The organism is Virgibacillus natechei, assembly GCF_026013645.1.
GTDB classification, from domain to species: Bacteria; Bacillota; Bacilli; order Bacillales; family Amphibacillaceae; genus Virgibacillus_L; species Virgibacillus_L natechei.
The window spans coordinates 2,598,536-2,624,566 of the sequence record NZ_CP110224.1; the positions used below are offsets into that span (position 1 = coordinate 2,598,536).

Consider the following 26,031-nt stretch of genomic DNA (forward strand, 5'->3'; position numbering starts at 1 on the left):
ATCCACAGCTTTTAAATTCTATAGTTTCCTATGCAACAAAAAAATACCCTGATCCAATAGAATCAGGGGGCAAGTTTCGTTGAGGCTATTTTCTATAAGTAAAGACTCATGACATCGGCTAGATCCAACGTCATGAGTTAATAAAAGCTATACGTATTCTTATGATCAAACAATGAATAAAACCGGCAAATTTTCCGATTTTTGGTAACACCTTTAGAACAATGTGGTATATATGATTATTTCAATTCTGTAAAAGTTAGCCTCAACAGTTACGTAAGGTCTTGCAACTACGCTTATTTTACTTCTGGAAGTACGCGTACTTCCTGTTCCATAGATGATTTACAGAGTGGACATTCTGGCTCTTCACTAAAACTATATGATTCCCGCATCCAGCCTTGACACGCTTCACTGGTACATGACCACACATTTGTATCCACTTCTGGAACCGGTTCTTTTGGTCCACGAGAAAATGACATAATTGCATCCCCTTTCCTGGTACACTTCTTATTATACTCTTTTCTTATCAACAAAGAAAGGCTTCTTCGAAAATCGTTGCTAATATAACAAGGATTGCCTATTGCCGCCTGTAATATACATCACTCACAGTTGCGCAGTTTCCCTGTTACTTAAAGTACTGTCTTGACAATCTGTTCAAACACTTGTAAAGCCTTGGAATGAAACTCTTGTTGATTTTTTATAATGGAAAAGTTGCGTTTAATAGGTGTACCTTTCACATTAAGCTTGTGAATTAATCCTAGCTCCAATTCCTTCTGTAAGGTTAATTCTGATAGCAGACTGATCCCCAGCCCCGAGGTTACCCCCTCTTTAATTACTTGCGTACTGCCAAATGTCAGTATGCGCTCTGGATTTACAGCATTATTTTGGAAAAATTCCTCCAGCATTTTACGCGTTCCCGATCCAGTTTCACGAATAATCCATGTCTCTTTTTCTAAATCCGGGACGGATACGGTTTCTTGATCCTTCAACTTCTGGTGATTACCTGCAATAATATACATTTCATCAATGGCAAAAGGATCGACAACAAGCTGCTTATGGGAAAAATCACCTTCAATTAAGCCAATATCAATCTCGTGATTAACCAGTTTCTGACCAATATCCTCCGTATTTCCAATCGTCACTGCAGGTATAATTCGCGGATATTCCTTTTGCAGAGCTGCTAGGATTCTTGGGAGTAAGTACTCCCCAATCGTATAACTAGCTCCTATTTTCAACTCCCCACTCGGCTCGTTCTTTAAATCAGATACGTGAACGGTCATCTGATTATAACTTCTCAAGATATCTTTCGCATATTGATAAACAATCTCTCCTGCTTTATTTCGCTGTACAAATTTGTTATTTCTCTCTAGTAGCCTCAAGCCAAATTCCTTCTCAAGTGAAGAAATATATTGACTTACTGCAGGCTGCGACATATGTAAAGCCTCGGCAGCCCTAGAGAAATTTTTACGTTCTACGACTTCTACAAAGACGATTAATTGCTGATCCACTTTTTATTACCTCCTACAGCACTTTCTTGTATGACAGCACACATACATTTCGATAATAAGTAAATGTTATCATATATATTATTATAATTTATTTTCCTTATCATTAAACGAAGACTATAATTAAAATATACCAAGAAAGAGGCGCATCTGATGACATCACTACTAAACGAAAATAAGTATTGGAAAAAATTATTGCTTGGAATTGGTTTTACATTTTTAATTGCAAGCATTGGGTATCTGCTTGCTTTGGTTCCAGGTTTCAACCTTGTAGGTCCGCTTGGTAGCGCCATTGTGCTTGCTATTATTTACCGGCAGATTTTCGGATATCCGGATTACCTTCGAATTGGAATTCAATTTTCTTCGAAGTATTTGCTACGATTTGCCATCATTTTATATGGATTAAAATTAAATATTGACGTGATCTTTGATGATGGACTTGGATTGCTAGCCAAAGGTGCTGTAGCCATCCTATTTTCTATTCTCCTTACTGTTTATTTAGCGAAATTATTTAAAGCGAATCAACAACTTGCTTTACTGCTCGGCGTTGGAACCGGTGTGTGTGGAGCTGCTGCAATTGCCGCAGTGTCCCCCGTTATCAAAGCAAAAGAGGAAGATACGGCAATCGGTGTTGGGATCATCGCGCTCGTTGGAACAATATTTTCCATTATCTATGCCCTTTTGCAACCGATTTTACCATTAACAGAAATCCAATACGGGACGTGGGCCGGACTTAGCTTGCATGAACTTGCCCATGTTGCATTAGCTGCAGAACCAGCTGGTGAGGAAGCACTTGCAGTTGCATTGTTAGCTAAGCTGGGACGTGTTTTCCTCCTTGTACCACTATGCTTTGTGTTAATTTTTTGGATGAAGAATCGTAAAGAAATCGATGTGGATGGCAGCCCGAGGGTACCATTCCCGTGGTTCTTACTCGGCTTTATTGCAATGAGTCTTTTCGGCAGCTACGTACTTGGGACCTATATTTCCGTATCACAAAGTGTACTGAATAGTGTAGACTTTATGACGACATTTATCCTAACGGCTGCAATGGTCGGGCTCGGTTTAAACGTCAGTTTGAAAGATGTTAAAAATAAAGCACTCAGGCCGCTTCTAGCAATGGTTATTACATCCGTTTTACTTTCCGTCCTAATGTTTTGGATCGTATTGCTATAAGATAAAAAACAGCTCTACTACTTCCATAGAGCTGTTTTTCTCTTAAAGTACGTGTTCAAAATGGAGGATAAAAAGGACCGCGTCGGTTAAGTTCGCCACGTCCTGTGGCAACACCGACACTAGCACGTCCTGTGCGTTGAAAGTTCGAGGCGGCGCAGTTTCGAGCAGCGGAATGTAAGCTTTTCAATACATGAGCAAACGCTCTAGCACGCAGGAAAAGTGTTTTTCTTTTCCAAGGAGCGGAGAAACAAGCCAACGAGCTTCCACAGGATGTGGTGACTTCTGCGTTGCCCACAGGACGTGGGCGGTTTTAGCAGAAGGTCCACTTCGACGTGTCATTTTTACCGGACTTTTTGAACAACCTATTAAAGAGCAAATCGTTCAATTGCCTTGGCAACACCATCATTATCATTCGCGTCTGTTACATAATCGGCAACATTTTTTATCGCTTCCTGGGCATTGCCCATTGCGACACCTACTCCTGCCTCTTGAATCATTTTAATGTCATTCAAACTGTCGCCAACCGCCATGATCTCATCCATCGTAATGCCGATTTCCTTGCATACAAAATGAAGTGCAGCTGCCTTACTAACTCCAGCAGGATTTGCCTCCAAATTTGTCGGCAATGAGTTTGTCAGCTCCAACCCTTCAAAATAGGAAAGCTCTTCAACCATTTTATCAAGCTTGCTTTTATCAAGGGAGCTGCAACCAAATTTGAGCCAATCATGGTCATAAAAGTTTTCTGGGCGAGAATCGCGGTAAACCCCAGTTGTCGACACCATCCATATTTGCACATCCACTTCTCTTCCTAAATTCCACATTTTTTCTATTTTTTCCGTTTCCATTAAATGTTGATCCAATAATTTTTTATCCATTGTATAAATCTCTCCACCATTGGATGTAATAAGATAAGACGTGAGATTTAACAACGTTGCATAGGGATAGCAGGTATCCAGCGATCTTCCTGTACTTAAAACCACATGTACGTCATTTGCCAATGCTTCTGCAATTACTGCTTGTGTGGGTTCAGAGACCTCAAGTTCATTATCCAATAACGTTCCATCCATATCTAGTGCAATTAATTTTATAGCTTGTTTCGTTTCTGCCATGTAAATGTTCCTCCAAGTCGGTTATACTGATTGTGTTTATCAACGCAACGTAAGTGTAATATATTTCAATTAGGCTAGCAATGTTTGTATCCTGGCTACTCAACTAGTCAGTTCCTTTTTCAATCGATTCATTCGCAGCAAAAAATAGCCAATGGTAGCCAGAGGAGCAATTGTGATAAGAACAATCATCCATACCCCCATTGTCGCATTCCCCTGTGCAGTATGAGCCATCTCCCACGTAATTAAAGCAAAAATAGCAACCATTTCGAAATTCATTGCTGCCAATAACAATCGAGATTCCCTGTACAGCTTTGGCGCATTCTGTTCGGTTACTTTTACAGGATAATTATGGATGTGAGGGGCTTTCCCTAAAAAAAATAACAGCATGAACATAGGAAGCGATAGGAGTGGAAGCATAAAAATTGATCCCCTGCCTCCCCAATTATCCGCTTCACCGGCAGCATTAAAGTGGATTGGAACTTCATCAGGTAACCGATTGAACATCACAATCGCATAGACAAACATGACGATAATTACTATAAATGCGAAGAAGTGGAATAACTTCTCCCACGTACTTGCTGACACTTTTATATTCGACTGATCTTTCATTCTATCCATCCTCTACATACATGAAATTCAAGTTCTACCAACTTTAAAAACAGCCTTCGCTTTTTTAAAAAGAGATACTATTTCGAACGAACAGTCTTCCTTTTATCGTTTGTCCCTTTTATAAAAAGCAAATACGTCACAGGTAATAGTGCTGTAAAGATTACCAGACCAGCCCAACCTGCTGCGTCCCATAACGGTCCGAGCGCCGAACTTCCAAGCGCCACCCCAATATAATAGGAAACTAAATAAAGACTTGCGGCACTGCCCTTGTGATGTGTCGCTTGCTCCCCTACCGAAGTAGCTGTAAGTGAATGGGCTGTAAAGAATCCCAAACAAGATACACATAAACCAATAACAATCAGGATTAATGACGGGCTCAACGTTAAACATATCCCAATCGTTAAAAGCATCACACCAACAATTCGAATTTTAGATAAACCAAATTTACCTGCGAGCCACCCTGCCAATGGAGAGCCTATCACTCCAAGTCCGTACGCTAAGAACGTATACGAAATAGCTTCTAAGGATAACGAATATGGCTCCGCCAGTAAATGAAATGGCAAATACGTCCACACACCTGTAAAAGCGAATTGCAATACGATACCGAGTCCAAAAACAACTAATAATGCTGGGTTTCTTAAATGAAATAGAAAACCTTCAATGTCTTTACGAAATGTTAGATCACTAGATTGAAAGAAACGTGATTTTGGTAGCATTAGTAGAACCACAACCAATATAGCCAGTCCTACTATGGCTAAACTATAAAACGCCATTTCCCATGAATAATGATCGGTTATATATCCGGTAAATACCCTTCCAACCATACCTCCAAGCGCATTACTGGAAATATACAGCCCGATAGCAACCCCAACACTTCTTCTATCAATTTCTTCACTCAGGTATGCAAGTGATGCTGCAGGCAACCCTGCTAATGCAAAACCTTGAATGAAACGAAGGACGACAAGGATATAAAATGAATCCACTATTGGCAGGATGAGAAAAGGGATAACAGATCCAGCTAAGGAAAGTTTAATAAACATTGTACGACCCATTCGATCAGAATAAAATCCCAATACAATTAAGCCAATAATAATTCCAACAATCGTCATAGATAAGGCTAAACTGGACTCGGAAACAGACACTCCGAATTCTTCCACAAAAACTGGAAGAAGTGGTTGCACCGCATACATACAAGCAAAAACAAAAAAGGAAGCCAGTGCCAGGCTGATCGTAATCTTCCAGAAATACGCGTCGCGAATTGTGTATTTTTTGCTTTGATTCATGATTTCACGTCCATTATAATGTACTATTTTTTCTATAGTGATGGTGTCCGATTATCCTAACAATTAATCCAACACAAACTTATTGCGACCAGCACCCATGCCAAAAATCACAACCATTATAGCGATACCGATCAATGTGATTAATGGTACTGTCCAAACCTGCGTGATATCATATAAATAGCCAATAAGCATCGGACCAATTGCGGCCAAGACGTATCCGAGCGATTGTGCCATTCCCGATAACTCGCCGGCCTGTTTTGCATTTCGCGCACGCAAGCCCAAAAATGTTAAGCCTAGGGCAAAACTTCCACTCATCGCACTCCCAATTAAGATTGTGCTTATCACCATAATGGCATAGGAACTCCCCAAAAGAAGTCCACTAAATCCAGTTACCGAACATATTCCCAATGCAATTACGATCGGACGTTGTGATTCCACCCTACCGGCGATCATAGGTACAAGAAAGCTAGCAGGAAGTCCGATAAATTGTGAAAATGACAACATCCATCCTGCTGTTGCCATCGTCACACCATAATCATGCAGGATTTCTGGTAGCCAGGAAATCGTCACATAAAATAAAAATGATTGAAAGCCCATATAGCCAGCTACTTGCCAAGCAAGCGGTGATTTATACATTCGGTTCTCTGCAACACGCACATACGTAACCTCAGCATTATCATCATCTTTTGGTGTTTTTCTAGCAAGATAGACCCAGATAATAGCCGCAAGTATTGCAGGGATCGCCCATACAAGTAAAGCCAACTGCCACCCTAAATCCATACCTGTTGCCAATGGAATACTTAAGCCGGATGCTGTTGCAGCAAATATCCCCATTGCAGTTGAATAGACGGCTGTCATGAGCGCAACTTTTGCTGGATATTTTTCCTTAAGAACACCTGGTAATAATACATTACAAATGGCAATTCCCATTCCGACAAACAACGTGCCAATCAAAAGAAAGACTAGTAAAGAAATGGATCGCATACCGATTCCGAATACGAGTAAAATTAATCCTAAAAGCATTGTTCTTTCATATGTAAATCGTTGACCAAGTTTAGGTGCAATTGGAGATATGACGGCAAATGCGACGAGTGGCAAACTCGTTAAGACTCCTACACTCCAATTGGACAGACCAATATCATCACGAATAATTCCCATCAGTGGTCCGACTGAAGTAATAGAAGGTCTTAAATTAAATGCTACAAAAATGATACCAGCAAGTAGCAAATAACGATACACGCTTGGTTCATTTTCTTTTGTATTATATCCTTCCACCTATACACCTCCCTAAAAACTACTATAGCATATTGAATTTAATGAAGGGAAATGGATGCAATATATTACGATCTCTGATTGAAATTTCAATCGCACTTGAATATATAAGAAAAAACTCAGCTGCTGCCTCGTCGTTCCAGAGGTTAGAGGTCAAAGGTCGGATAAAAGTTCACTTCTTATTGCCCAGGAAATAACTAAATACATATTGAACTGGCTGCTTATTTCTTTTCAAAACCTTGGTTTATGGTATACTATAGGAAAAATGTTGCATACACTAAAGAAGACCACAGAGGCAACTGTGGTCTGATGATAAGCGGTTCCCCTAGGGATCGACCATCCTTTACAAACAGACCTCTCTTAGCACAGTACAGTTACGACTAGAGAGGTCTATTTTCTATTAATTATTTCTACCACGAGCGTAATCAACGCAACTAGAAAAGTGCCAAATGAAAACAGCACCACAAACACTTCAAACATGCTCAGAAGGCGTCACCCCCTATTCCTCCGAAAACAGGGTAAGCCGATCCAATCCTATTCGAAACTTTATCATTATTGATAGTGTATCATAAAATTCATGGAGGTAACCACTAAATAAGAACATTTGTTTGTGTTATTTTGTTTGATTACATTTTTTTGCTGAGCCTTTTAGTGCATGTTATCGCCTAATCATACTTAGCCTTCTGTCGATAATGATTGATCTGTACCCATTTCCCCAGAGTCATCCTTACGTTGCTTTTGAATAAACCATACGATAACAATTAAGATAATTCCAGCAATACTGCTAGCTAACGCAGGCGTAATTAGCATTAGGCCAGATCCAAATAATATAACTCTTTCCCAATTTGTTGAATTGCGTATAAAGAATCCGATCATAGAGCTACTAATAGCAATCATCCCTAAAAGTGCAGTGAGTACGGAAATTATTAGATTTACTGGTGTGACATCTACTAACACTAAAATTGGATTATAGATAAATATATACGGGATAATAAATGCTGCAATTGCAAGTTTCACCGCGTTCACACCCGTTTTAAACGGATTCGCCCTAGCTATTCCAGCTCCAGCATACGCGGCCAAGCAAACAGGCGGTGTAATATCAGCAACAATTCCAAAGTAAAATACAAACATATGCGCAGCGATCGGAGTAATACCAAACTCATTAATTAACGCCGGTGCTGCAACAGTTGCTGTTACTACGTAATTTGCAGTTGTCGGTAATCCCATACCAAGAATAATACAAGCAATCATCGTGAAAAATAATGCTAAGAAGAGATGTCCACTTGATAATGCAATAATACCTGAGGCAAATTTTGAGCCAAGACCTGTTATACTCACTACCCCAGCAATTATTCCAGCGGTTGCCACAGCGGCAATTACCGGTAGCGCAACTCGAGCCCCCTGTTCTAAAACGTGAATAATTTGTTTGAAATTCATACGTGTTTCTTTTCTAATCAAACTAACAAGGAATGCTGCTAAAATTCCCATTAAAGCAGCTCTCTGTGGGGTAAAACCTACTATAATCGTTCCTACAATTACAACTAACGGGAGAAGCATATAACCATAATGAAGCATTAATTTTCGAAATACCGGAAGCTCTGACTTTGGTAATCCGAATATACCTAATTTCTTAGCTTCAAAATGCGTTCCAATAAAAATTCCACTAAAGTATAAAACAGCCGGAATGACCGCAGCTAACATTATAGTAACATAAGACACACTTAAATATTCCATCATTATAAAAGCTGCTGCACCCATCAGTGGTGGCATGATCTGTCCACCTGTTGAGGCAGAGGCCTCCGTCGCCGCAGAAAATTCTGGCTTAAATCCTGCTTTTTTCATCATTGGGATCGTAAAGGATCCAGATGCAACCGTATTGCCTACCGAGCTTCCTGATACCATGCCTTGTAAGGCACTCGCAGAGACCGCAGCCTTCGCCGTACCTCCCGTGTACCTGCCAGTTAATGCAAATGCTAAATCGTTGAAGAATCTACCTATCTTCGTATGTACAAGAATAACCCCAAAGAAGAGAAATAGAAAAATGAATGTCGAGGAAATTTGAATCGGTGTTCCAAACACACCACTCTCCCTATACCATAAATTCGTCGCCAACCGATCGACTGAAAAACCTGGATGCGAAAGTATTTGTGTTGGAATAAAGTTTCCAAAAATCGCGTATAAAATGGTAATAAATGCAACGATAACAATTGGTAATCCAACCGTTCGACGTGTGGCTTCAAGTAGCAACAACACTCCTATAACAGATATGATAATATCTACCACGCCGTATCCTGAAATCCTGCTTTGTAGAATAGGTGCGTAAAAGAAAACTTTATGATAAGACACATACATCGCGCTAAATGCGAATATAACATCATACCATGGAATGGTTTTCTGTTTTTTTTGCAGCCCTATTTTTGCAGGGAAAAGTAAAAAAATAATGCCAAGCCCTGTCCCCAAATGAATAGCACCTTGCTGTTGAGATGGCAATGTCCCAAAGTATCCTGTATATAAATGGAAAAATGTTAATGTCACACCGAGAAACGTAACAATCCAAGCCCATTTTCCAATATTGATCCGGTAGTTACTTTCTTTATCATATTTTTCTAGAATATCTTTTGCATTTGTTTCCTGATTGCTTTGCATACAACCACCATCCCCTTAGAATAGGTAGAAGAAAAGGGATCTGCTTTAAACAAGATCCCCTCTCTAGATTTTCTTCTATTATCGGGTTTTGTTTCCCACCAAAACTTAGTTCATATCATCTAAGCTTTCAATATCAGCATTTTCACGCGTGACTATTTGAACAACCTCTGGATAAATGTGTCCGATGAAAGCAGCATTCGTTACTTCATTACCTTCAAAGTCCCCCTCACCATTCAATGCGTCTAGCGCCGGCACATGAACAGTCATACCAAGATCCATATCTCCATCACGAATACTAGCCAGGTTTTCGATTGAGGCCCCTGTTTCTGTATTCGTCACATTTATCCCATCGATGTTGTTGTTCCATATATTCGCCATCTCGCCACCAAGTGGATAATACGTACCACCCTGACTACCGGTTCCTAAAATAAATTCATCTTTACTATCCGTTGCGCTTAGCTCTGCTTCAGGATTATCAACCGTTAACCCTTGTTCTTCATAATAGCGTTTTGCACCAGGGTGAATCTCTAATCCATCAGATCCTTGCAGCGCGTTTTCCAATGTCATTTGCTCTGACTGGGCATGCGTATTTTCGTCTGCATTTTCCACCATCGACTTAGCCAGTTCATAACCCAACTCTTCATCAATGGCATCCGTATTACCCACCAAAACCGCATACGCTGTAACTGTCTCTACATCAGCGTCAAGAAAATCATAAGTATCTTGTGGAATCGTATAGCGCTGATATCCGCTATTCTCCTCCATATGATCAATTGCATCATCAGATAGATCTAGCATCTTCACATCACCGGCTGACGCTTGCAAACTTTCAATACTGCCTGCAGGCAATCCCAATATTCCAATCGAAATATCAATATTTCCATCCTGTACACCATCAGCCGCATCTCCAAATCCCTCTTGGTATGCACTATAGTCATCTTCACCCAACCCATACGCTTCCAAAATTAAGCTAGACACCGTATTTGTTTCACTCGCTGGCGGACCAATCGCAATATTCTTCCCTCCGCCTCCACATGCTGCAAGAACTAAGACCATGGTTAACATTAGTATAAATAATCCAACTAATTTCTTTCTTCTCATGTTTTAACCCCTTTTTCTTTTATTTTTAGCTTCCAACTATGGGCGTTTTTTAGAAAGAGGGAAATCTCATGGATGTGCAGAATTAAATGGGAAGCTCGTTTTAAATATATTTATTCTTATTTTTTAATTTTATGATATGTTCTCTGATTATTTATTCCTAGATGGCATACTTTCAACGATGCTAATCCTTCGCAGCAATTCGGGTGACTTTATATACTTTGGGGGTGGTGATGATTTATATCATTAAGGCGATGTTTACGTAGATTTGGGTGATGTTCTGGTTAAAAATTCATGTTTTTATAATATTTTAATGTTCTTCTGATCTAAGCTAAGCTTCATAGCCATAAAGATGATTCTCTGATAAATTTATAAAGTTGATTGACATGATAAAAATCTAAATCCTTTTTAAGCACACCTTTTTCTATCTTTTGCGATCCCCCCCCCTCTACAAATCTATAATTAGAATTGATAGTCCGTTTGTATCAAACGAACTATCAATTCATCATTTACAACTTAAATTGACGTACTAAACTATTTAGTTCTTCAGCTAACTTGGAAAGTTGGTCAGAACTTGCTGCCACCTCTTCCATCGAGCTACTCGTTTGTTCGGAGGAAGCGGACGTCTCTTCCACTCCTGCAGCTGCTTCCTCAGAAGCTGATGCAATCTCCTCAATCGAGCCATTCATTTCCTGACTATTAGCCACTATTTCTGAAAGGTTCTCCGATACAGAATGAATATTCGTTACCATTTCATTTACAGATGTACTTATATCGCTAAAGGTTTCACCAGTGGTCTTAATTTGGCTTGTACCCTTTTCAACTTCTGTATAGCCTTCTTTTAATGATTCTGCTACCGTACTGGATTCATTCTGGATCGCACTTACAAATCCAGTGATATCCGTTACAGAAACAGATACTTGTTCCGCTAACTTTCTTACTTCATCAGCCACAACCGCAAAGCCTTTGCCATGTTCACCAGCTCTTGCAGCTTCAATCGCAGCATTTAAGGCTAATAGATTTGTTTGATCTGCAATGCCTTGAATAACAGTTACTAACTTTGATATCTCCTGTGATTGCTTATCTAAACTTTGCATCTTTTGCACGGATTCCCGAACAATTTGATCAATATTTGCCATTTGCTTCGTTGATTCGTCCATATATTGACTGCCTACTGTAGTCATTTCCAAAACTTCAGTTGAGGACTGCTGAATATTCTCCCCTTTTTCATTTGCTTCTTGAACTTTTGTAGTGAATGTATTCATAATGGATGCTAGATCACTTGCACTATTCGCTTGCGTCTCGGATCCAGCTGCTAATTCTTGCATCGTACTTGCCACTTGTTCAGATCCTGACTTCACTTCATTTGCAGATTGCGTCAATTCTTCACTATGACTTGATACCGTATGTGATACGTCATTAATCTTATGTATGACTTCTTGCATACTCGTATTCATTTCGTTCGTCGCCGTAACAAGTTGCCCTATTTCATCTCGTGACTTTGTCTGGATTGGCTCACTGCTGAGGTCACCGTTCGCAATTAATTTCATGCGTTCCATAACTGCGATAATCGGTTTCGTAATACTCCTAGAAGTAACGAGGGCAACTACTACACCTAAAATCATGACAAGAATGGTTATACTAGCGCCTATATAAAAAGTAAGTTCCCCGTTTGCGATGATTTCGTCGCCTATTTCATGAATTTGTGTTTCTCTGCTGGTGGCCATATCCTGGAAACCGTCAATTAATTCATTCGCAATCGGCTGGACCTCGTCCGCCATAATATCCATTGCTCGTTCTTCGTTACCACCATCATAGTGTGCAAACACTTCATCTGTTAAGTGTCCCCACTCAATTTTCCTATCAATAAGTTCTTGCGCTTGTTCGGAGCTGCTGTTTTCAAGTACAAAGTTTTCCAGTTCTATACTTTCTTCTAACGTGCCTTCAAATTCATCTTTGTAATGCTGATCTCCATATAATAAATACCCTCTTAGCAAACTTGTTCTTTCAGCCATATCGACCGCCAACTGTTCATCCGCTATTAGCATCTCAAGCTGGTAATCCAAGATTTCTTCTATTTCATTATTCGTATGATAAGTAGAATAATTATTAAAAATCCCCAATAAAAACACCAGTAAAATTACGATAGAAAATCCGAAAATTATTTTAGCCTTAACGCTTTTGAATCCCTTTTTCAATTCGTGCACCTCATTATTATTTTACTAAAATTATCTTATAGAGCTTTCTTCATTGCTTCTTCAATTCGTTCCGCAGTAAAAGGTTTTACAATAAAATCTTTTGCTCCAGCTTGTATAGCTTCTAAAACCATCGTTTGCTGCCCCATTGCCGAACACATAATAATCTTGACGTCATCGTTTAGCTGTTTTATTTCTTTCACTGCTTCAACACCATTCATTTCAGGCATCGTAATGTCCATCGTTATAATATCAGGCTCGAGTTCCTGATATTTTTCAATAGCCTCCTGACCATTTCCGGCTTCACCTACTACTTCATGTCCTAATTTTGTTAATATATCTTTAAGTTGCATCCTCATGAATGCCGCATCATCTGTTATTAATACTTTTGCCATTTTAGCCCCTCCTGTTTTCCTATTCTTCTATTATTTCTCTCACTTCATTGGTTTCATTGAAATCTAATATTTTCTCTAAATCTAGTAAAATTAACAGTCTTTCTTCTAATTTCGCTACGCCTTTAAGAAAGGTTTCCTGTATTTCACCAATAATCTTAGGTGCTGGTTCTATCACAGCTGGATCAATATCGATTACCTCTGATGCTGAATCGACGATTAACCCCACTTGTATATCATCCAATTGAACAACTAATATACGATTAGCATCCGTTTTTTCCGTTTCACCAAGCTGTAAACGTTCCTTAAGATCAATGATAGGTGTCATTTCCCCACGAAGTTGAATCACCCCTTTGATAAACGCTGATGTTCGGGGAACCGCTGTAATTTCCTGTGTTCGTTCAATCGATAGAACTTGTTGCACATCAACACCGTATGATTGATTTTTTAACTTAAATACGATAAATTTTATCATTTCCTCCATAATCAAGACCCCCTATTCCTATTTAATCAATGCATTCGGATCTATAATCAAAGCGACTTGACCATCTCCTAAAATTGTTGCACCTGAAATAGCATAAACATCCTGCATATAGTTTCCTAATGACTTTAAAACCACTTCCTTTTGGCCAATAAAAGAATCCACGATTATCCCTGTTACTTTTTCACCTTTTTTAATAACCACAATGGCATGGTGCTTTTCTGTGGTATCTTCAGCTTTTGGGACGTTAAATACTTCGGCTAACGATACGAGTGGAATCACTTTACCTCGGAAGTCCATCACCTTTTGACCATGGGCATACATCATCTGTTCCTCTTCAAGCAGTACCGTCTCAATAATGGACGAAAGTGGAACAGCATAGGTTTCGTGTTGAACCTTAACCAATAATGTTGATAGAATAGAAAGTGTCAAGGGCAATTGAATCGAGAATTTACTACCCATACCATGTTTCGATTCAATATCAATTTGCCCACCCAAGGATTCTATTTTATTTTTTACAACATCCAATCCAACCCCGCGCCCAGATATATCAGAGACTTCATCCGCTGTGCTGAATCCAGATGCTAATAGGAGTTGGAATATGTCGTTATCGGTTTTCTCTTTACTTTTTTCAATTGTAAGTAATCCTTGTTCAATTGCTTTTGCCTCCACTTTTTTGCGGTTAATCCCTGCTCCATCATCTTCTATTTCAATAAACACATGATTCCCGCTATGAAAAGCTCTTAATGTTAACTCACCGGATTCAGATTTGCCTGCTTGGATACGTTCTGAAGTTGACTCAATTCCGTGATCAATAGAATTGCGGATCAAATGCACCAATGGATCCCCTATTTCGTCAATAACCGTTCGATCCAGCTCCGTTTCAGCTCCGATAATTTCTAAATTTATCTTTTTATCCAAATCCTTAGCCAACCCTCGTACCATACGTGGAAATCGATTAAATACCTGGTCAACAGGCACCATCCGCATGCCTAATATCAAACCCTGCATGTCTTCTGAAACACGTGTAACATGCTCAACCGTCTCTGTTAATTCCGGATTCTCTATATGCTCAGCAAGATCTTCCAGGCGACTTCGATCAATAACAATCTCTTCAAATAAGTTCATCAACTCATCAATCCGATCCAAATTCACACGAATCGTTTTGGAAGACGTGTTTTTACCTTGCGCTGGCTTCTCCTCTGTGGAAGTGGCTGAGGTTTCTTCTGTAGCTTGTTCCACCATCTTGGATTCTTTTATAGGCGAAACTGTTGAAACTTGAACATCTTTTACTTCAGACACATTATAAATTAATTCCTTCATTTCTTCTGAAGAGGTCTTGGACAAAAAGAACAAAGAAAAATCTTGTTCAAACTCTCCTTCTTCTAGCACTTCCATTTCAGGTATGGTCTTTATTAGTTCTCCATGGCTATCAATTGCTTCAAAAACCATATAAGCACGAACGGATTTCAGCATACAATCTTCAGCAAGTGTGACTGTAATTTGGTATGTATGAAATCCCTGCTCTTCTGCCTGGGCAACTACAGTAGCTTGGAATTCATCTAATTCAACTTCTTTTTTCTCTTCTCCTTTTTCATCTTCTGGCTGGTTCTCTTTAGATGTTCCTGTTTCCAACTGCTCCAATCGACTAACTAGCCCTGAAACATCCTTTTTGCCATCGCTTCCTTCACTGATTGCGTTAACCATTTCTTCCAGCGAATCTAGTGCTAAAAAAATAATATCAATAAGTTCTGTAGAAACTGCTAATTGACTGTTTCTAATTTTATCCAGAACGTTTTCCATATGATGTGTCAGGGAAGCAATATCCTCAAATTCCATGGTCGCAGCCATCCCTTTTAGTGTATGGGCTGAACGGAATATTTCATCGACAAGCGTAAGGTCACCTGGTTGTTTTTCCAATTGGAGAATATGATCGTTAACTGCTTGTAAATGCTCACGGCTTTCATCTAGAAACATATCAATGTATTGAGTCGTCTCCATTCCACACTTCCTTTCTTTGAGTCTATTAGAAATTCTAGCCAAGCACGCTACTATATTTATTGATCTTCTAAATCATCTAATTCCGTTTGTATTTCAAAATTAGGTAATACGAGTACTTCCACCCGTCTATTTAACGCTCGATTTTCTTCACTTGTATTTGGTAAAATTGGTTGATGTTCCCCGTATCCTTTCGCACTATATCGTGCTGGATCAAGTTCGTCATTTTCCAAAATGATGCCCATAAAATTAACAGCCCGCTGCACACTTAATTCCCAGTTGGATTCGAATTCTTCATTATTCATTGGTCGATCATCAGCATGTCCGCTAATCACAATTTGACGTGGAGGATCTGTATGTAGAAGGTCAGCTATCTCATGAGCAATTTCTTCGCCTTCTCTATTTACAACAGCACTTGCTGATTCAAAGGTTATTTCATTCTCAATAGAAATTAATAATCCTTCATCCGTTAACGCCGTCCCTAACTCCTCTGCTAAATTATTTTCTTCAATATAATGGTCGATCTCTTCTTGGAGGTCCTGTAATTGAAGCAATTCTAAAGCAGTATCACGTTGATCCTCTATCTCTTCTTCCTCTTCGGATTCGTCTTCCTCTACTTCATCTTCTTCATTGGATTCTACCGGTATTTCCACTGGAACCTGATCATATTCCACAATTCCAGTCCCAGCAGAAGAGAATTCACTTTGAAAAACTTCTGCTAATTCTTGGTATCGTTGAGCATCAACATCACTCATTGCAAATAAAACGATAAACAGCGCCACTAATAGGGTCAGGAGATCTGAATACGGAAGTAACCAGGATTCGTCGATATGTCTATCCTTTCGCCGCCTATTTCTACGCATTGGCCTTCTACTCATTTTCATTCTCCTGCTTCGGTGCGTTTAACTCCTTAGCTGACAAATAAGAAGCTAACTTATCCCGTACAACCATTGCAGAGTCACCATTCGTTATCGATACGATACCCTCAATCATGATCTCCTTTTGTTGCACTTCTTTTTTCGACTTTTCACGTAGCTTATTTGCAAACGGGTGCCACAGCATATACCCCGTAAAAATACCAAGCAATGTTGCAATAAATGCAGCAGAAATCGCCGAGCCTAATACATCCATATCCTGCATATCACCAAGTGCAGCAATCAAACCAATTACCGCACCAAGCACGCCTAACGTCGGAGCATAGGTACCGGCTTGTGAGAATACAGCCGCCCCTTCTTCATGTCTTCTTTCCATGGCATCAACTTTCTCCAACATAACGTCCCGAATAAACTCAGGTGTTTGTCCATCTATAGCCAGTTGCAAGCCAGAAGATAAAAATGGTTCATTGTCAACTCTATCTATCTGATTCTCTAAAGATAGCATGCCTTCTCTACGCGTCTGTTCCGCCCATTCCGTAAATGTCGTAATGAGCTCTTTTGTATCGATTTGTTTTTCCTCTACAAATAATTTCTTGAATAGAGATGGAACTTTCTTAATCGTACTCATAGGAAATGCAATGACTACCGATGCAGCCGTACCTACAACAATAATAATAAAAGCACCTGGATTAATTAAAGCCTCCAATTCAACGCCCTTCAGTATTATACCAACACCGATGGCAATAAAACCTAAGAAAATACCTATTACGGTTGTCTTATCCATATTGAACCCCCCAAAAATAAATTATAGAAATCTGTATGTATCGTTACGTGATATCATCGGTTACGAGTCACCCTATGTTAAAAGTTAGAACTTCTCGAGATCTTTTTGGAATTATACCTATCTTTATGTATCGGTTTATGTCGAAATAGTTGAAGGGGTTTTATTAATTACATAATATTTACATAAATATGAGTTATCAAGATCGATCGTTGGGCTGAAATTTTACATTTCTGACATTAAGTCAATCCATTCAATTTTATTATATATAAACCGATAATAACTTAGTTGGATATAATTTGAGAAACAGGAGTGAATTAGATAAATATGGAAACAGATCAGAAGCACCAACCCTTATTTCAATCATTTATACAAGTTTCCCCCTTTTTGCAATCATTAGTAAACGATGATATTACGATCGGCATATATGACACAGAGAAGTTAATTATTAATTTTCCAGCAAAAACATTTTCATTAGATGTAACACCTGGTGATCCGTTACTTGAAGGAGATATCGTTACAAATGCAATTCGGGAAAATAAAAATCAAGCTATGGTTGTACCTGCACATATACTTGGTGTAAACCTTGTATCCAGGGCAGTACCTCTACATGATGAATACGGTAAAGTAATTGGAGGAGTTGGTGTCGGCTTAAATACTGAACGAGCAAATCAACTCTCAGATATTGCATCTAATTTGTCTACCGTTGTAGATGAAGTAACAAATACCATCCAAGACATGGCGCAATCAACCTCCGATCTTGCAAGTAACATGACATTCATCAACGATAAAGCATCTGAAGTAAACAACAGTGTAGATACAATTGAAGAAGTCTCTACAGTTGTGAAGGGAATTGCCGACCAAAGTAATTTACTTGGTTTGAACGCTGCAATTGAAGCTGCTCGTGCAGGGGAACATGGCAGAGGTTTTTCTGTAGTAGCCGATGAAATACGTAAAATGGCCAACAATTCCAAGGATCAAGTCACCGAAATCTATGGAATTACCGATAACATTAAACAGGTGATTACTAACTTAAACCAACATATTCAAGATACTAACTTACAATCAGATACACAATCAGCAGCTATCGAAGAACTAACCGCAACCATGCAAGAAATCAATGGAAACATTCAAGAACTAGCAGAACTAGCAAAAGAGAATATTGAAATTAAAAACTAACGAGGAGTGAATGAAATGATAGATTTCAAACAATTAAACAGTCAATATATTAATGGGAAATGGCGTGAAGGATCAAGTTCTCGAAAGATGGAGAATAAAAACCCTTATAATGGAGAATTAATTGCTACATACCAAGCAGCAACCCTTCAGGATCTGAATGATGCCTATACATCCGCAAATCGTGTGCAGAAACAATGGGCCAAAACAAATCCTATTAGTCAACGAGACATTTTCGACAAGGCATTTGCGTATATGGAAGAAAATCATGAAGCGCTCATAAATGTAATCATTGATGAGATTGGTGGTACACGATTAAAAGCTGAATTTGAAATTGGGCTTGTAAAGAATATGATTAAAGAATCATCCACTTTCCCAATGCGTATGGAAGGTAAAATTCTACCTTCGCCAATTGACGATAAAGAAAACCGTGTTTACCGTGTTCCTGTTGGAGTAGTTGGAGTTATTAGTCCATTTAATTTCCCTTTCTTCCTATCCATGAAATCAGTAGCTCCAGCATTAGGAGCGGGAAACGGTGTTGTGCTAAAACCGCATGAACACACTTCAATTACTGGCGGAACCATGATTGCAAAGATTTTCGAAAGTGCGGGATTGCCAAAAGGACTATTAAACGTCATTACAACGGAAATTGAGGAAATCGGAGATAACTTCGTCGAGCACCCTATTCCGCGGGCTATTTCGTTTACAGGTTCCACGAAAGTTGGGAAACATATTGGTGCAGTCGCTGGGAGAAATTTAAAAGAAGCTCATTTAGAATTAGGTGGAAACAGCGCACTTGCTGTACTGGAGGATGCAGACATAGACTTAGCTGTAAGTGCAGCTGTGTTCAGCCGTTTCACCCATCAGGGTCAAATATGTATGTCAGCAAATCGTTTAATTGTTCATGAAGATGTTTATGATGAATTCGTTGAAAAATATGCTGCTAAAGTATCTACATTGACATGTGGCGATCCGACAGATCCGAATACCATTATCGGACCATTAATTAACAAACAACAAGTGAATGGAACGGTAGCTCTTATTGAGAAAGGTATCGCAGAAGGAGCAACTCCAGTTGTAAAAGGGGAAGTAAAAGGAAATGTGGTGGAACCTGTCGTGTTCACAAACGTAACACCGAACATGAGCATTGCCCAAGAGGAATTATTTGCACCAGTTATATCGATTATGAAAGTATCTAGTGATGAAGAAATCTTAGATTACGCAAACAACAGCGCGTACGGTTTAAGCGGAGCCATTCACACTGGTAATGTCGAGCGAGGAGCAGAACTTGCTAAACAAATGGATACAGGCATGATTCATATTAACGATGGAACGATTAATGATGAACCAAACGTAGCATTTGGCGGCGTAAAGAACTCTGGACTTGGCCGATTAAACGGCGACTGGAGCCTAGACGCATTCACAACAACAAAATGGATCTCTGTCCAGCATAAAACTAGGCAGTATCCATATTCTTAGGATTTAGTTTAGAGGCGATCACCTGAAGGTGGTCGCTTTTACTTGCATTCGTACTTGGTTTTTACTTCCTACTAAGCCTTTGGTAGTTCTGGAATGTTTGCAAAAACGTCTTCCATTGTAAACGAAACACATGGAAAATAAGCTGACCATTTGTTCTTCCATAAATACTTCTGATAAGACATAAATTTCCTTGCTCAGAATATATTGTTCCAGTGTTTTTTAAACCGGATCAACTAACCAATATTCAGCGATACAATCTTTTAGAAAACAGCCTTTCGTTTTGTCATTCGACAAAAAACGGGAAGTGACAGGCACTAAATCATAGGACATATTTCTTGCTGAAAAACATACTATTACTTATATTTTAATAGTGTTAAAGTTTGAGATAGCTCGCTTTATAAGCGTATCTATTCAATAAAAGGAAGGGGAAGTCATGAAAACACTCACTTCATTTTTTGATCGTATGGTGCAGCGATATTTGCCTGATGCATTTTTATTTGCCATCATTTTAACGTTTTTAGTTTTTCTTTTAGGTGTCTTTTTCACCGATAGTGGCCCTGTTCAAATGATTGAGCATTGGGGAGGCGGTTTCTGGGATTTGTTAGATTTTGCGATGCAAATGGCTTTGGTTGTGGTGACGGGGTATATTTTAGCCAGTGCTCCTATTATCCGAAATGGACTTGCCAAATTAAGTAACCTTGCCAAGACGCCTGCTCAAGCTATTATGTTGGTTACATTTGTTGCTTTGATTGCCTGTTTAATTAATTATGGATTTGGCTTAGTAGTTGGGGCATTGTTTGCCGTTCACGTAGCGAAAAGAGTTCCTACAGTGGATTACCGTTTGCTGATCGCCAGTGCCTATAGTGGAATGCTCGTCTGGCATGGGGGTTTTTCTGCTTCCATTCCGTTACTTATAGCAACACCCGGCCATTTTCTAGAAGATACAATCGGAACCATTCCAGTTGTTGAAACATTATTTAGCCCCATTAATATTTTTATCGTCTTGTTTTTGGTCGTAACGTTGCCATTTTTCAATCGCTATTTAATGAAGGGAACTGACCCGTTAGGCAACACGGACACTAGTTTATGGAAAACAGATGAAGAAGACGCACAGGTAACTCAAGAATCAACCGAAGCATTAACACCTGCAGATCGACTAGAAAATAGCCAAACCGTTTCATTTATTGTTGGGATTATGGGCTTAGCTTATATTTTCTATCATTTTGTCTCAAATGGCTTTAACTTGAATATTAATATTGTAAACTTTATCTTTCTATTCCTTGGAATCATCTTTCATCGAACACCGAAACGTTTTCTAGACACGGTCATGAAAGGTGTTCGCAATGTTGGTGGCATCATTGTTCAATTTCCTTTCTATGCAGGAATTATGGGCATGATGGTAGCATCAGGACTGTCGCAGCAAATGTCTGAATGGTTCATCAGTCTTTCAACGGAGTTTACATTCCCACTGTTTACCTTTATCAGTGCTGGAATTGTTAACTTTTTCGTCCCGTCTGGTGGCGGACAATGGGCAGTCCAAGGTCCGATTATGATTCCAGCTTCCATTGAAATTGGTGTAGATACAGCCAAGACAGTCATGGCAGTTGCATGGGGAGATGCATGGACGAATATGATACAGCCTTTCTGGGCGCTACCAGTACTCGCTATTGCAGGATTGAAAGTCCGTGATATTATGGGGTTCTGTCTCATGATTTTGCTTTACAGCTTTATACCAATAGCTATTGGTCTCTTATTCTTTTAAATCAATCAAAATCCTCACGACCCTACTCGGCGTAAGGATTTTTTTTCGTAATCGTAGCTATAATGATGCCAATAATAATCAGAGCTGAGCCTGTTAACACACCGGCGGTCAGTTTCTCGTCTAATAGGATGCTACTGAATACCAAGCCAAATATAGGGACGAGCAAGGTTGAAATCGTAGCGGTTACCATATCAATTTTACTAATGATGAAGAACCAGACGGTAAAGCACAATGCTGAAGCCAGGATACCTGTGAATAAAATATAATACATGCTGGTAACATTTAAAACGATGGGGTCTCCCCACTCCATTACGAGCATGGCAATACTTATTCCAATTGCACCGAAAAACATTTGAAATGCAGATGCCTGTATTTTCGGTAACTCCTGTACGTTTAATCGGTAATATGTATTCGATATTGCCCAAGAGATAGCCGCGATTATGATAAGGATTTCACCAAATATAACTTCAAAGCTCTGTCCTGTCCAAATATCCCAGCCTAAGATGGTTAACAGCCCGAGCATACCAATAAGTAATCCAGTCATCCTCACAGGAGTTATTTTTTCACCGAGAAATTTCACCGCTAGCAGGCTACTCCACATTGGCATGGAATATAGGAGTACGGATGATTTTCCTGCATCAACAAACTCCAGTCCATACATTACGAGCAGGAAAACAATAGATGTTTGCAGGATCCCTACAATGATTAGGTGCTTCCAATAGCGTTTTGGTGGCAAGCCTATTTTCATAATCCAGACAACAAGCAATAAGGTGATGGCACCTATTCCAAACCGAAACGCCGAGAATGTAAACGGCCCCATGTATTCCAGGGCTTCTTTCATAAGCACCCAAGCATACCCCCAGAGGAGCGTGATTAATAGAATTAAGGACCAGATTATGGCTTTATTTCTTGGAAGGATCGCTTTTATTTTTTTCATAATTTCCTCCCCTTCCTCTATTTTCAATATCAATATATGATAGCAGTTTACAGCGGGATGAAACAAGTAAAGGTGTTTGACCAAAAAAAATAAGCCTGCATGAATGCACGCTTGAACTAGCTCGCTTTCTTTACTATCTGTCTTTTAACCTTTGTTTTCATAAGGCCTTCAACTAAATTAAACTTCTGATCCAACTTCCAAAGATTCTGCTGTAGTCCGTTTAAATTTATTGTTACATCTTTAACTTTATTTTCAGTTTTTAAAATAAGATCATTCATATGATTGCCATTCGCTTGTATATCCTGCAGATCCTCGGTCATTTTCGTGAAACCTTCCAACAAATCCTCCATCATCTCTCTCGTCAACAGATGTCCCCCTTTGTCATCATCATCTATAGATTAGCACTGGTCCAGCTACAGCTACAAGGGTATTTTGAATTAATTTCCCAAATGAAGTAGGTCTATTTATCCGTAATTCAGAAGAAAATCAGTTCAGGTTCCAGAACAAAAGCGCAAGCGCCCGTTTAGCAACGTACAAACTGCGCTCAGCGCTGCGGGTGGTTCAACGTTGCCACGCAAAGTGGCGGTTTTAGTTGAACTTCCACCCCGCTAAAGGAAACATGCCCCTTCATAGGGGTATGCCGACGCCTGAGCGCAAGCCCGGTTTTAGTCGGCCTTCCTTAAACCAAGGGAGTCGATGTTGACTTTCACCACAAGGGTATAAGTGCGACTTTACTTCTGCCTACGCCTCCGGCTTGGCAATCAGTAAGTCTTCTTTATCGTAGTGGAGGAGTGTGAAGTTTGATAGTTGCTGGGCACTGGAGCTGGACGTGGATATTTCGGTAACTTAGTTATTCACAGCATTTAAATTCATAGTTTCCTATGCAATGATGAAAAAATTGAAACCTCCACAAGGGGATTTCAATTTTAGGACATATGGTATGGGAGATTAATTTTCACCCATCAGGTAATTCAATTCCTCTGCTGACTGGGTAATCGTTGCTGCTGATTCTTCAATTCCACGGATTACTTGTCCAAAGGCTTCTAGATCACCCTGGATGTTTTCATTACTTGTTTTGTTTTTTGACATGCTGGTATCTATATTTGCGAATGCATTTTCTGTGTTTTTCATCTGTTCATGAACATCAGTTAAAAAAGTCTTCACTTCCTGCATCGATGAGGAACTGTTGTATATTTGTTCATTTGTTTGGTTAACCAGTCCACTAACATTCGTTACCGATTTCGCTGTCTGCTCAGCTAATTTACGTACTTCGTCGGCCACTACCGCAAATCCTCGGCCATGCTCTCCTGCACGTGCCGCTTCGATGGATGCGTTTAAGGAAAGCAGGTTTGTTTGATCTGCAATGGATTTCACGATTTCTACAATATCCTTTATTTGTGTGGACGTTGTTTCCAAACTATCCATTTCTTCACTTACCTTCGACGTACTTTGTTCCATGTTTTCTAATGAATGATTCATTTCGGTTAGCCTGTTTTTTCCTTGATCCGCGAATGTTCCCGCCTCTTCTGCCAGCGCTGTTCCTGCCTGCGAATTGGATGTAATCAGGTCAATTTGTGCTGTCATTTCCTCAATGGATGCATTCGTTTCTTCCGCCAATGCAGCAAGTTCAAGCGATGTCTTCTCCACCGTCTCCAACATATGCATTTTGGTTTGGAGTTCTTCTTCTTTTATTCTGCTCACTTCATCATCGTATGCTTCCAGTACAATCTGCTGCTCTAGATTCAACAGCTTGTTACATAGGTTGATCGCTTTTACTCTTTCATCAATTGATTCAAGGTTTTCTTGAATCACCTCCATTAATCCACTGAAAATTTTCTCAAAAGAAGCGATATACCATTTTTGCGTCAAGCCGATTCGCACATGAATATCCGCAATTAGCTTCCGTTTTTTAATAAAGGCATCATTCATCTCACCTGAAAACATCTCTGTAATATGTATGCGCAATGTTTTTTTCAGACGTTCAAATGAACTATTCGTCTCGACAATCGTGATCAGATCAGGGTTATGCGCTAAATTATCGTAAAAATCGTCAACTATGTATTTAATATTTTCTTCAACATAAGGCTTGAGTACTAGCGCCAGCGCAAAATCTTCTGTTTTTAAAGCAAGCATCTCCAATTGCTTCTCTAAATCAGAGCCTTTTTCAACTTCTACAACCGGGTTCATTTCGTAACTTTTTTCAGTCAATGTTTGGGGGTTCTTTGTACGCTTTTTCGTTTTCGTGAAAAGTAAACTCATATTGTTTCTACTCCCTTATAAATATGTACTTCTATTATCGGATTACATATACATAAAGTGTAGTACTTTTTCACTAGAATTAATAGGAGTGATCGCTCGGTTAAGGTAAAGGAGGTTAGTATTGGCCTATCGCCAAGTTTTGTGGTCAAAGCCGGCACTTATGCAGTAAGAGAGTTTTAAACTTTCATAAGCTGCTAAAAAAATAAGCTATGCAGGTGCACGCTTAGTTGACTTCTTGTTGAAGTATGGATATGTCTGCCCTTGCATTGATCAAATCCCTAGAAAGAATGATGAATTTCTCATCCACTTTACGAATATCTTGTTTTAATTCCGTTCTCATCTCATTCATTTCAGTTCTTAGGTCTTTTATCTCATTTTCAATACTTGAAACTCTTGATTCGATACTTGAGACTCTTGTTTCGATGTTTGAGACTCTTGTTTCGATATTTGTCACGCTTGTCTGTACATCTTTCACTTGTCCTGATAACTCGTTAATAGCAACCATTATATCTTCCATTTGAACAGCCATGTGAATCCCTCCCTTTTTCACGGAGCGTTTGTGCAACAAACCTTAATTTGCTTCTTGTTGCAATATCGTAATTTCTGCTCTTGCTTTCATTAGATCACTCGAAAGGAGCGTAAACTTCTGATCCATAATACGGATATCATGTCTCATTTCCTTCATCTCTGTCTCTATATTCGTTACCCTCGTTTCGATACTTTCTACTCTGGACTCTATATTTGTCACTCTTGTTTCGATATTTTCAACCCTTGTTTCGATACTTCCAACTGTCGTTTTCACTTCATTCAGACTAGCTCCTAGTTCTTTCATTATTAAAAATAGGTCATGATTTGAAATGTCAGCCACGCGTTTCTCCTCCTCTTTTCTAGTCTATTAAGTATATCATCAGCCTTCATGTCGAACAAGTGAACATAATGTAAAATTTCGATTTGGAAAACTCCCGAATCTGTCAAAGAAAGGTAGAGAAAATACAATTTTCTAC

General features: G+C 39.3%; 24 protein-coding genes. 4 read left to right on the forward strand and 20 right to left on the reverse strand.

The window, feature by feature from the left end:
- Window positions 1-293: 293 nt before the first annotated feature.
- Window positions 294-476, reverse strand: a complete 183-nt coding sequence (locus OLD84_RS13470) for a cold-shock protein (protein WP_209464268.1) — start codon at window positions 474-476, stop codon at window positions 294-296.
- Between the two features lie 150 nt (window positions 477-626).
- Window positions 627-1,505 (reverse strand): LysR family transcriptional regulator, encoded by an 879-nt coding sequence (locus OLD84_RS13475; protein WP_209464269.1) that lies wholly within the window; start codon window positions 1,503-1,505, stop codon window positions 627-629.
- 150 nt (window positions 1,506-1,655) lie between these two features.
- On the opposite strand from OLD84_RS13475, the gene OLD84_RS13480 reads away from it, so the two are divergent.
- Window positions 1,656-2,675, forward strand: coding sequence for a YeiH family protein (locus OLD84_RS13480; RefSeq protein WP_209464270.1), 1,020 nt, complete (start codon window positions 1,656-1,658; stop codon window positions 2,673-2,675).
- 365 nt (window positions 2,676-3,040) lie between these two features.
- On the opposite strand, the gene OLD84_RS13485 is transcribed toward OLD84_RS13480, so the two are convergent.
- The 13 genes from OLD84_RS13485 to motA form a co-directional block, all read right to left on the reverse strand.
- Window positions 3,041-3,784, reverse strand: coding sequence for a Cof-type HAD-IIB family hydrolase (locus tag OLD84_RS13485; protein ID WP_209464271.1), 744 nt, complete (start codon window positions 3,782-3,784; stop codon window positions 3,041-3,043).
- A gap of 99 nt (window positions 3,785-3,883) precedes the next feature.
- Complete coding sequence (locus OLD84_RS13490) at window positions 3,884-4,393, reverse strand: DUF1648 domain-containing protein (RefSeq protein WP_209464272.1); 510 nt, start codon at window positions 4,391-4,393, stop codon at window positions 3,884-3,886.
- A gap of 77 nt (window positions 4,394-4,470) precedes the next feature.
- A complete protein-coding gene (locus tag OLD84_RS13495; RefSeq protein WP_209464273.1) occupies window positions 4,471-5,676 on the reverse strand; it encodes an MFS transporter in 1,206 nt (401 codons plus the stop codon).
- 63 nt (window positions 5,677-5,739) lie between these two features.
- Window positions 5,740-6,951 (reverse strand): CynX/NimT family MFS transporter, encoded by a 1,212-nt coding sequence (locus tag OLD84_RS13500; protein WP_264917209.1) that lies wholly within the window; start codon window positions 6,949-6,951, stop codon window positions 5,740-5,742.
- 387 nt (window positions 6,952-7,338) lie between these two features.
- Window positions 7,339-7,428: a putative holin-like toxin gene (locus OLD84_RS13505; RefSeq protein WP_245301662.1), complete on the reverse strand. Its 90-nt coding sequence runs from the start codon at window positions 7,426-7,428 to the stop codon at window positions 7,339-7,341.
- Window positions 7,429-7,623: 195 nt separating this feature from the next.
- The gene (locus tag OLD84_RS13510) at window positions 7,624-9,594 is read right to left on the reverse strand and encodes a TRAP transporter permease (protein WP_209464274.1); all 1,971 of its coding nucleotides are present in this window, start codon (window positions 9,592-9,594) and stop codon (window positions 7,624-7,626) included.
- Between the two features lie 105 nt (window positions 9,595-9,699).
- A complete protein-coding gene (locus OLD84_RS13515; RefSeq protein WP_209464275.1) occupies window positions 9,700-10,695 on the reverse strand; it encodes a TAXI family TRAP transporter solute-binding subunit in 996 nt (331 codons plus the stop codon).
- A gap of 506 nt (window positions 10,696-11,201) precedes the next feature.
- Entirely contained in the window at window positions 11,202-12,890 is a 1,689-nt protein-coding gene (locus OLD84_RS13520) for a methyl-accepting chemotaxis protein (RefSeq protein WP_209464276.1), read from the reverse strand.
- A gap of 35 nt (window positions 12,891-12,925) precedes the next feature.
- The gene (locus OLD84_RS13525) at window positions 12,926-13,282 is read right to left on the reverse strand and encodes a response regulator (RefSeq protein WP_209464277.1); all 357 of its coding nucleotides are present in this window, start codon (window positions 13,280-13,282) and stop codon (window positions 12,926-12,928) included.
- 19 nt (window positions 13,283-13,301) lie between these two features.
- Window positions 13,302-13,763, reverse strand: coding sequence for a chemotaxis protein CheW (locus OLD84_RS13530; protein ID WP_209464278.1), 462 nt, complete (start codon window positions 13,761-13,763; stop codon window positions 13,302-13,304).
- A gap of 18 nt (window positions 13,764-13,781) precedes the next feature.
- On the reverse strand, window positions 13,782-15,761 hold the full coding sequence (locus OLD84_RS13535; protein WP_209464279.1) for a chemotaxis protein CheA: 1,980 nt from the start codon (window positions 15,759-15,761) through the stop codon (window positions 13,782-13,784).
- A gap of 56 nt (window positions 15,762-15,817) precedes the next feature.
- On the reverse strand, window positions 15,818-16,636 hold the full coding sequence (gene motB / locus OLD84_RS13540) for a flagellar motor protein MotB (protein ID WP_245301663.1): 819 nt from the start codon (window positions 16,634-16,636) through the stop codon (window positions 15,818-15,820).
- Window positions 16,629-17,417 carry a flagellar motor stator protein MotA gene (gene motA / locus OLD84_RS13545; protein WP_209464280.1) on the reverse strand — a complete coding sequence of 263 codons (789 nt, stop codon included), beginning with the start codon at window positions 17,415-17,417 and terminating at the stop codon, window positions 16,629-16,631. The genes motB and motA overlap by 8 nt, the downstream gene beginning before the upstream one ends.
- A gap of 324 nt (window positions 17,418-17,741) precedes the next feature.
- Between motA and OLD84_RS13550 the strand changes: the two genes are divergently transcribed.
- The 3 genes from OLD84_RS13550 to OLD84_RS13560 all read left to right on the forward strand — a co-directional run bounded on the left by OLD84_RS13550 (window position 17,742) and on the right by OLD84_RS13560 (window position 21,831).
- Window positions 17,742-18,593, forward strand: coding sequence for a methyl-accepting chemotaxis protein (locus OLD84_RS13550; protein WP_209464281.1), 852 nt, complete (start codon window positions 17,742-17,744; stop codon window positions 18,591-18,593).
- Window positions 18,594-18,608: 15 nt separating this feature from the next.
- Window positions 18,609-20,069, forward strand: a complete 1,461-nt coding sequence (locus tag OLD84_RS13555; RefSeq protein WP_209464282.1) for an aldehyde dehydrogenase family protein — start codon at window positions 18,609-18,611, stop codon at window positions 20,067-20,069.
- Between the two features lie 433 nt (window positions 20,070-20,502).
- On the forward strand, window positions 20,503-21,831 hold the full coding sequence (locus tag OLD84_RS13560) for a short-chain fatty acid transporter (RefSeq protein WP_209464283.1): 1,329 nt from the start codon (window positions 20,503-20,505) through the stop codon (window positions 21,829-21,831).
- Between the two features lie 22 nt (window positions 21,832-21,853).
- On the opposite strand, the gene OLD84_RS13565 is transcribed toward OLD84_RS13560, so the two are convergent.
- The 5 genes from OLD84_RS13565 to OLD84_RS13585 form a co-directional block, all read right to left on the reverse strand.
- Window positions 21,854-22,768 (reverse strand): DMT family transporter, encoded by a 915-nt coding sequence (locus OLD84_RS13565; protein ID WP_209464284.1) that lies wholly within the window; start codon window positions 22,766-22,768, stop codon window positions 21,854-21,856.
- 116 nt (window positions 22,769-22,884) lie between these two features.
- Window positions 22,885-23,133: a hypothetical protein gene (locus OLD84_RS13570; protein WP_209464285.1), complete on the reverse strand. Its 249-nt coding sequence runs from the start codon at window positions 23,131-23,133 to the stop codon at window positions 22,885-22,887.
- A 583-nt stretch (window positions 23,134-23,716) separates the two neighbouring features.
- Window positions 23,717-25,027 carry a globin-coupled sensor protein gene (locus tag OLD84_RS13575; protein WP_209464286.1) on the reverse strand — a complete coding sequence of 437 codons (1,311 nt, stop codon included), beginning with the start codon at window positions 25,025-25,027 and terminating at the stop codon, window positions 23,717-23,719.
- Between the two features lie 223 nt (window positions 25,028-25,250).
- Window positions 25,251-25,556, reverse strand: coding sequence for a hypothetical protein (locus tag OLD84_RS13580; RefSeq protein ID WP_209464287.1), 306 nt, complete (start codon window positions 25,554-25,556; stop codon window positions 25,251-25,253).
- Window positions 25,557-25,598: 42 nt separating this feature from the next.
- Window positions 25,599-25,895, reverse strand: a complete 297-nt coding sequence (locus OLD84_RS13585) for a DUF2730 family protein (protein ID WP_209464288.1) — start codon at window positions 25,893-25,895, stop codon at window positions 25,599-25,601.
- Window positions 25,896-26,031 lie beyond the last annotated feature (136 nt).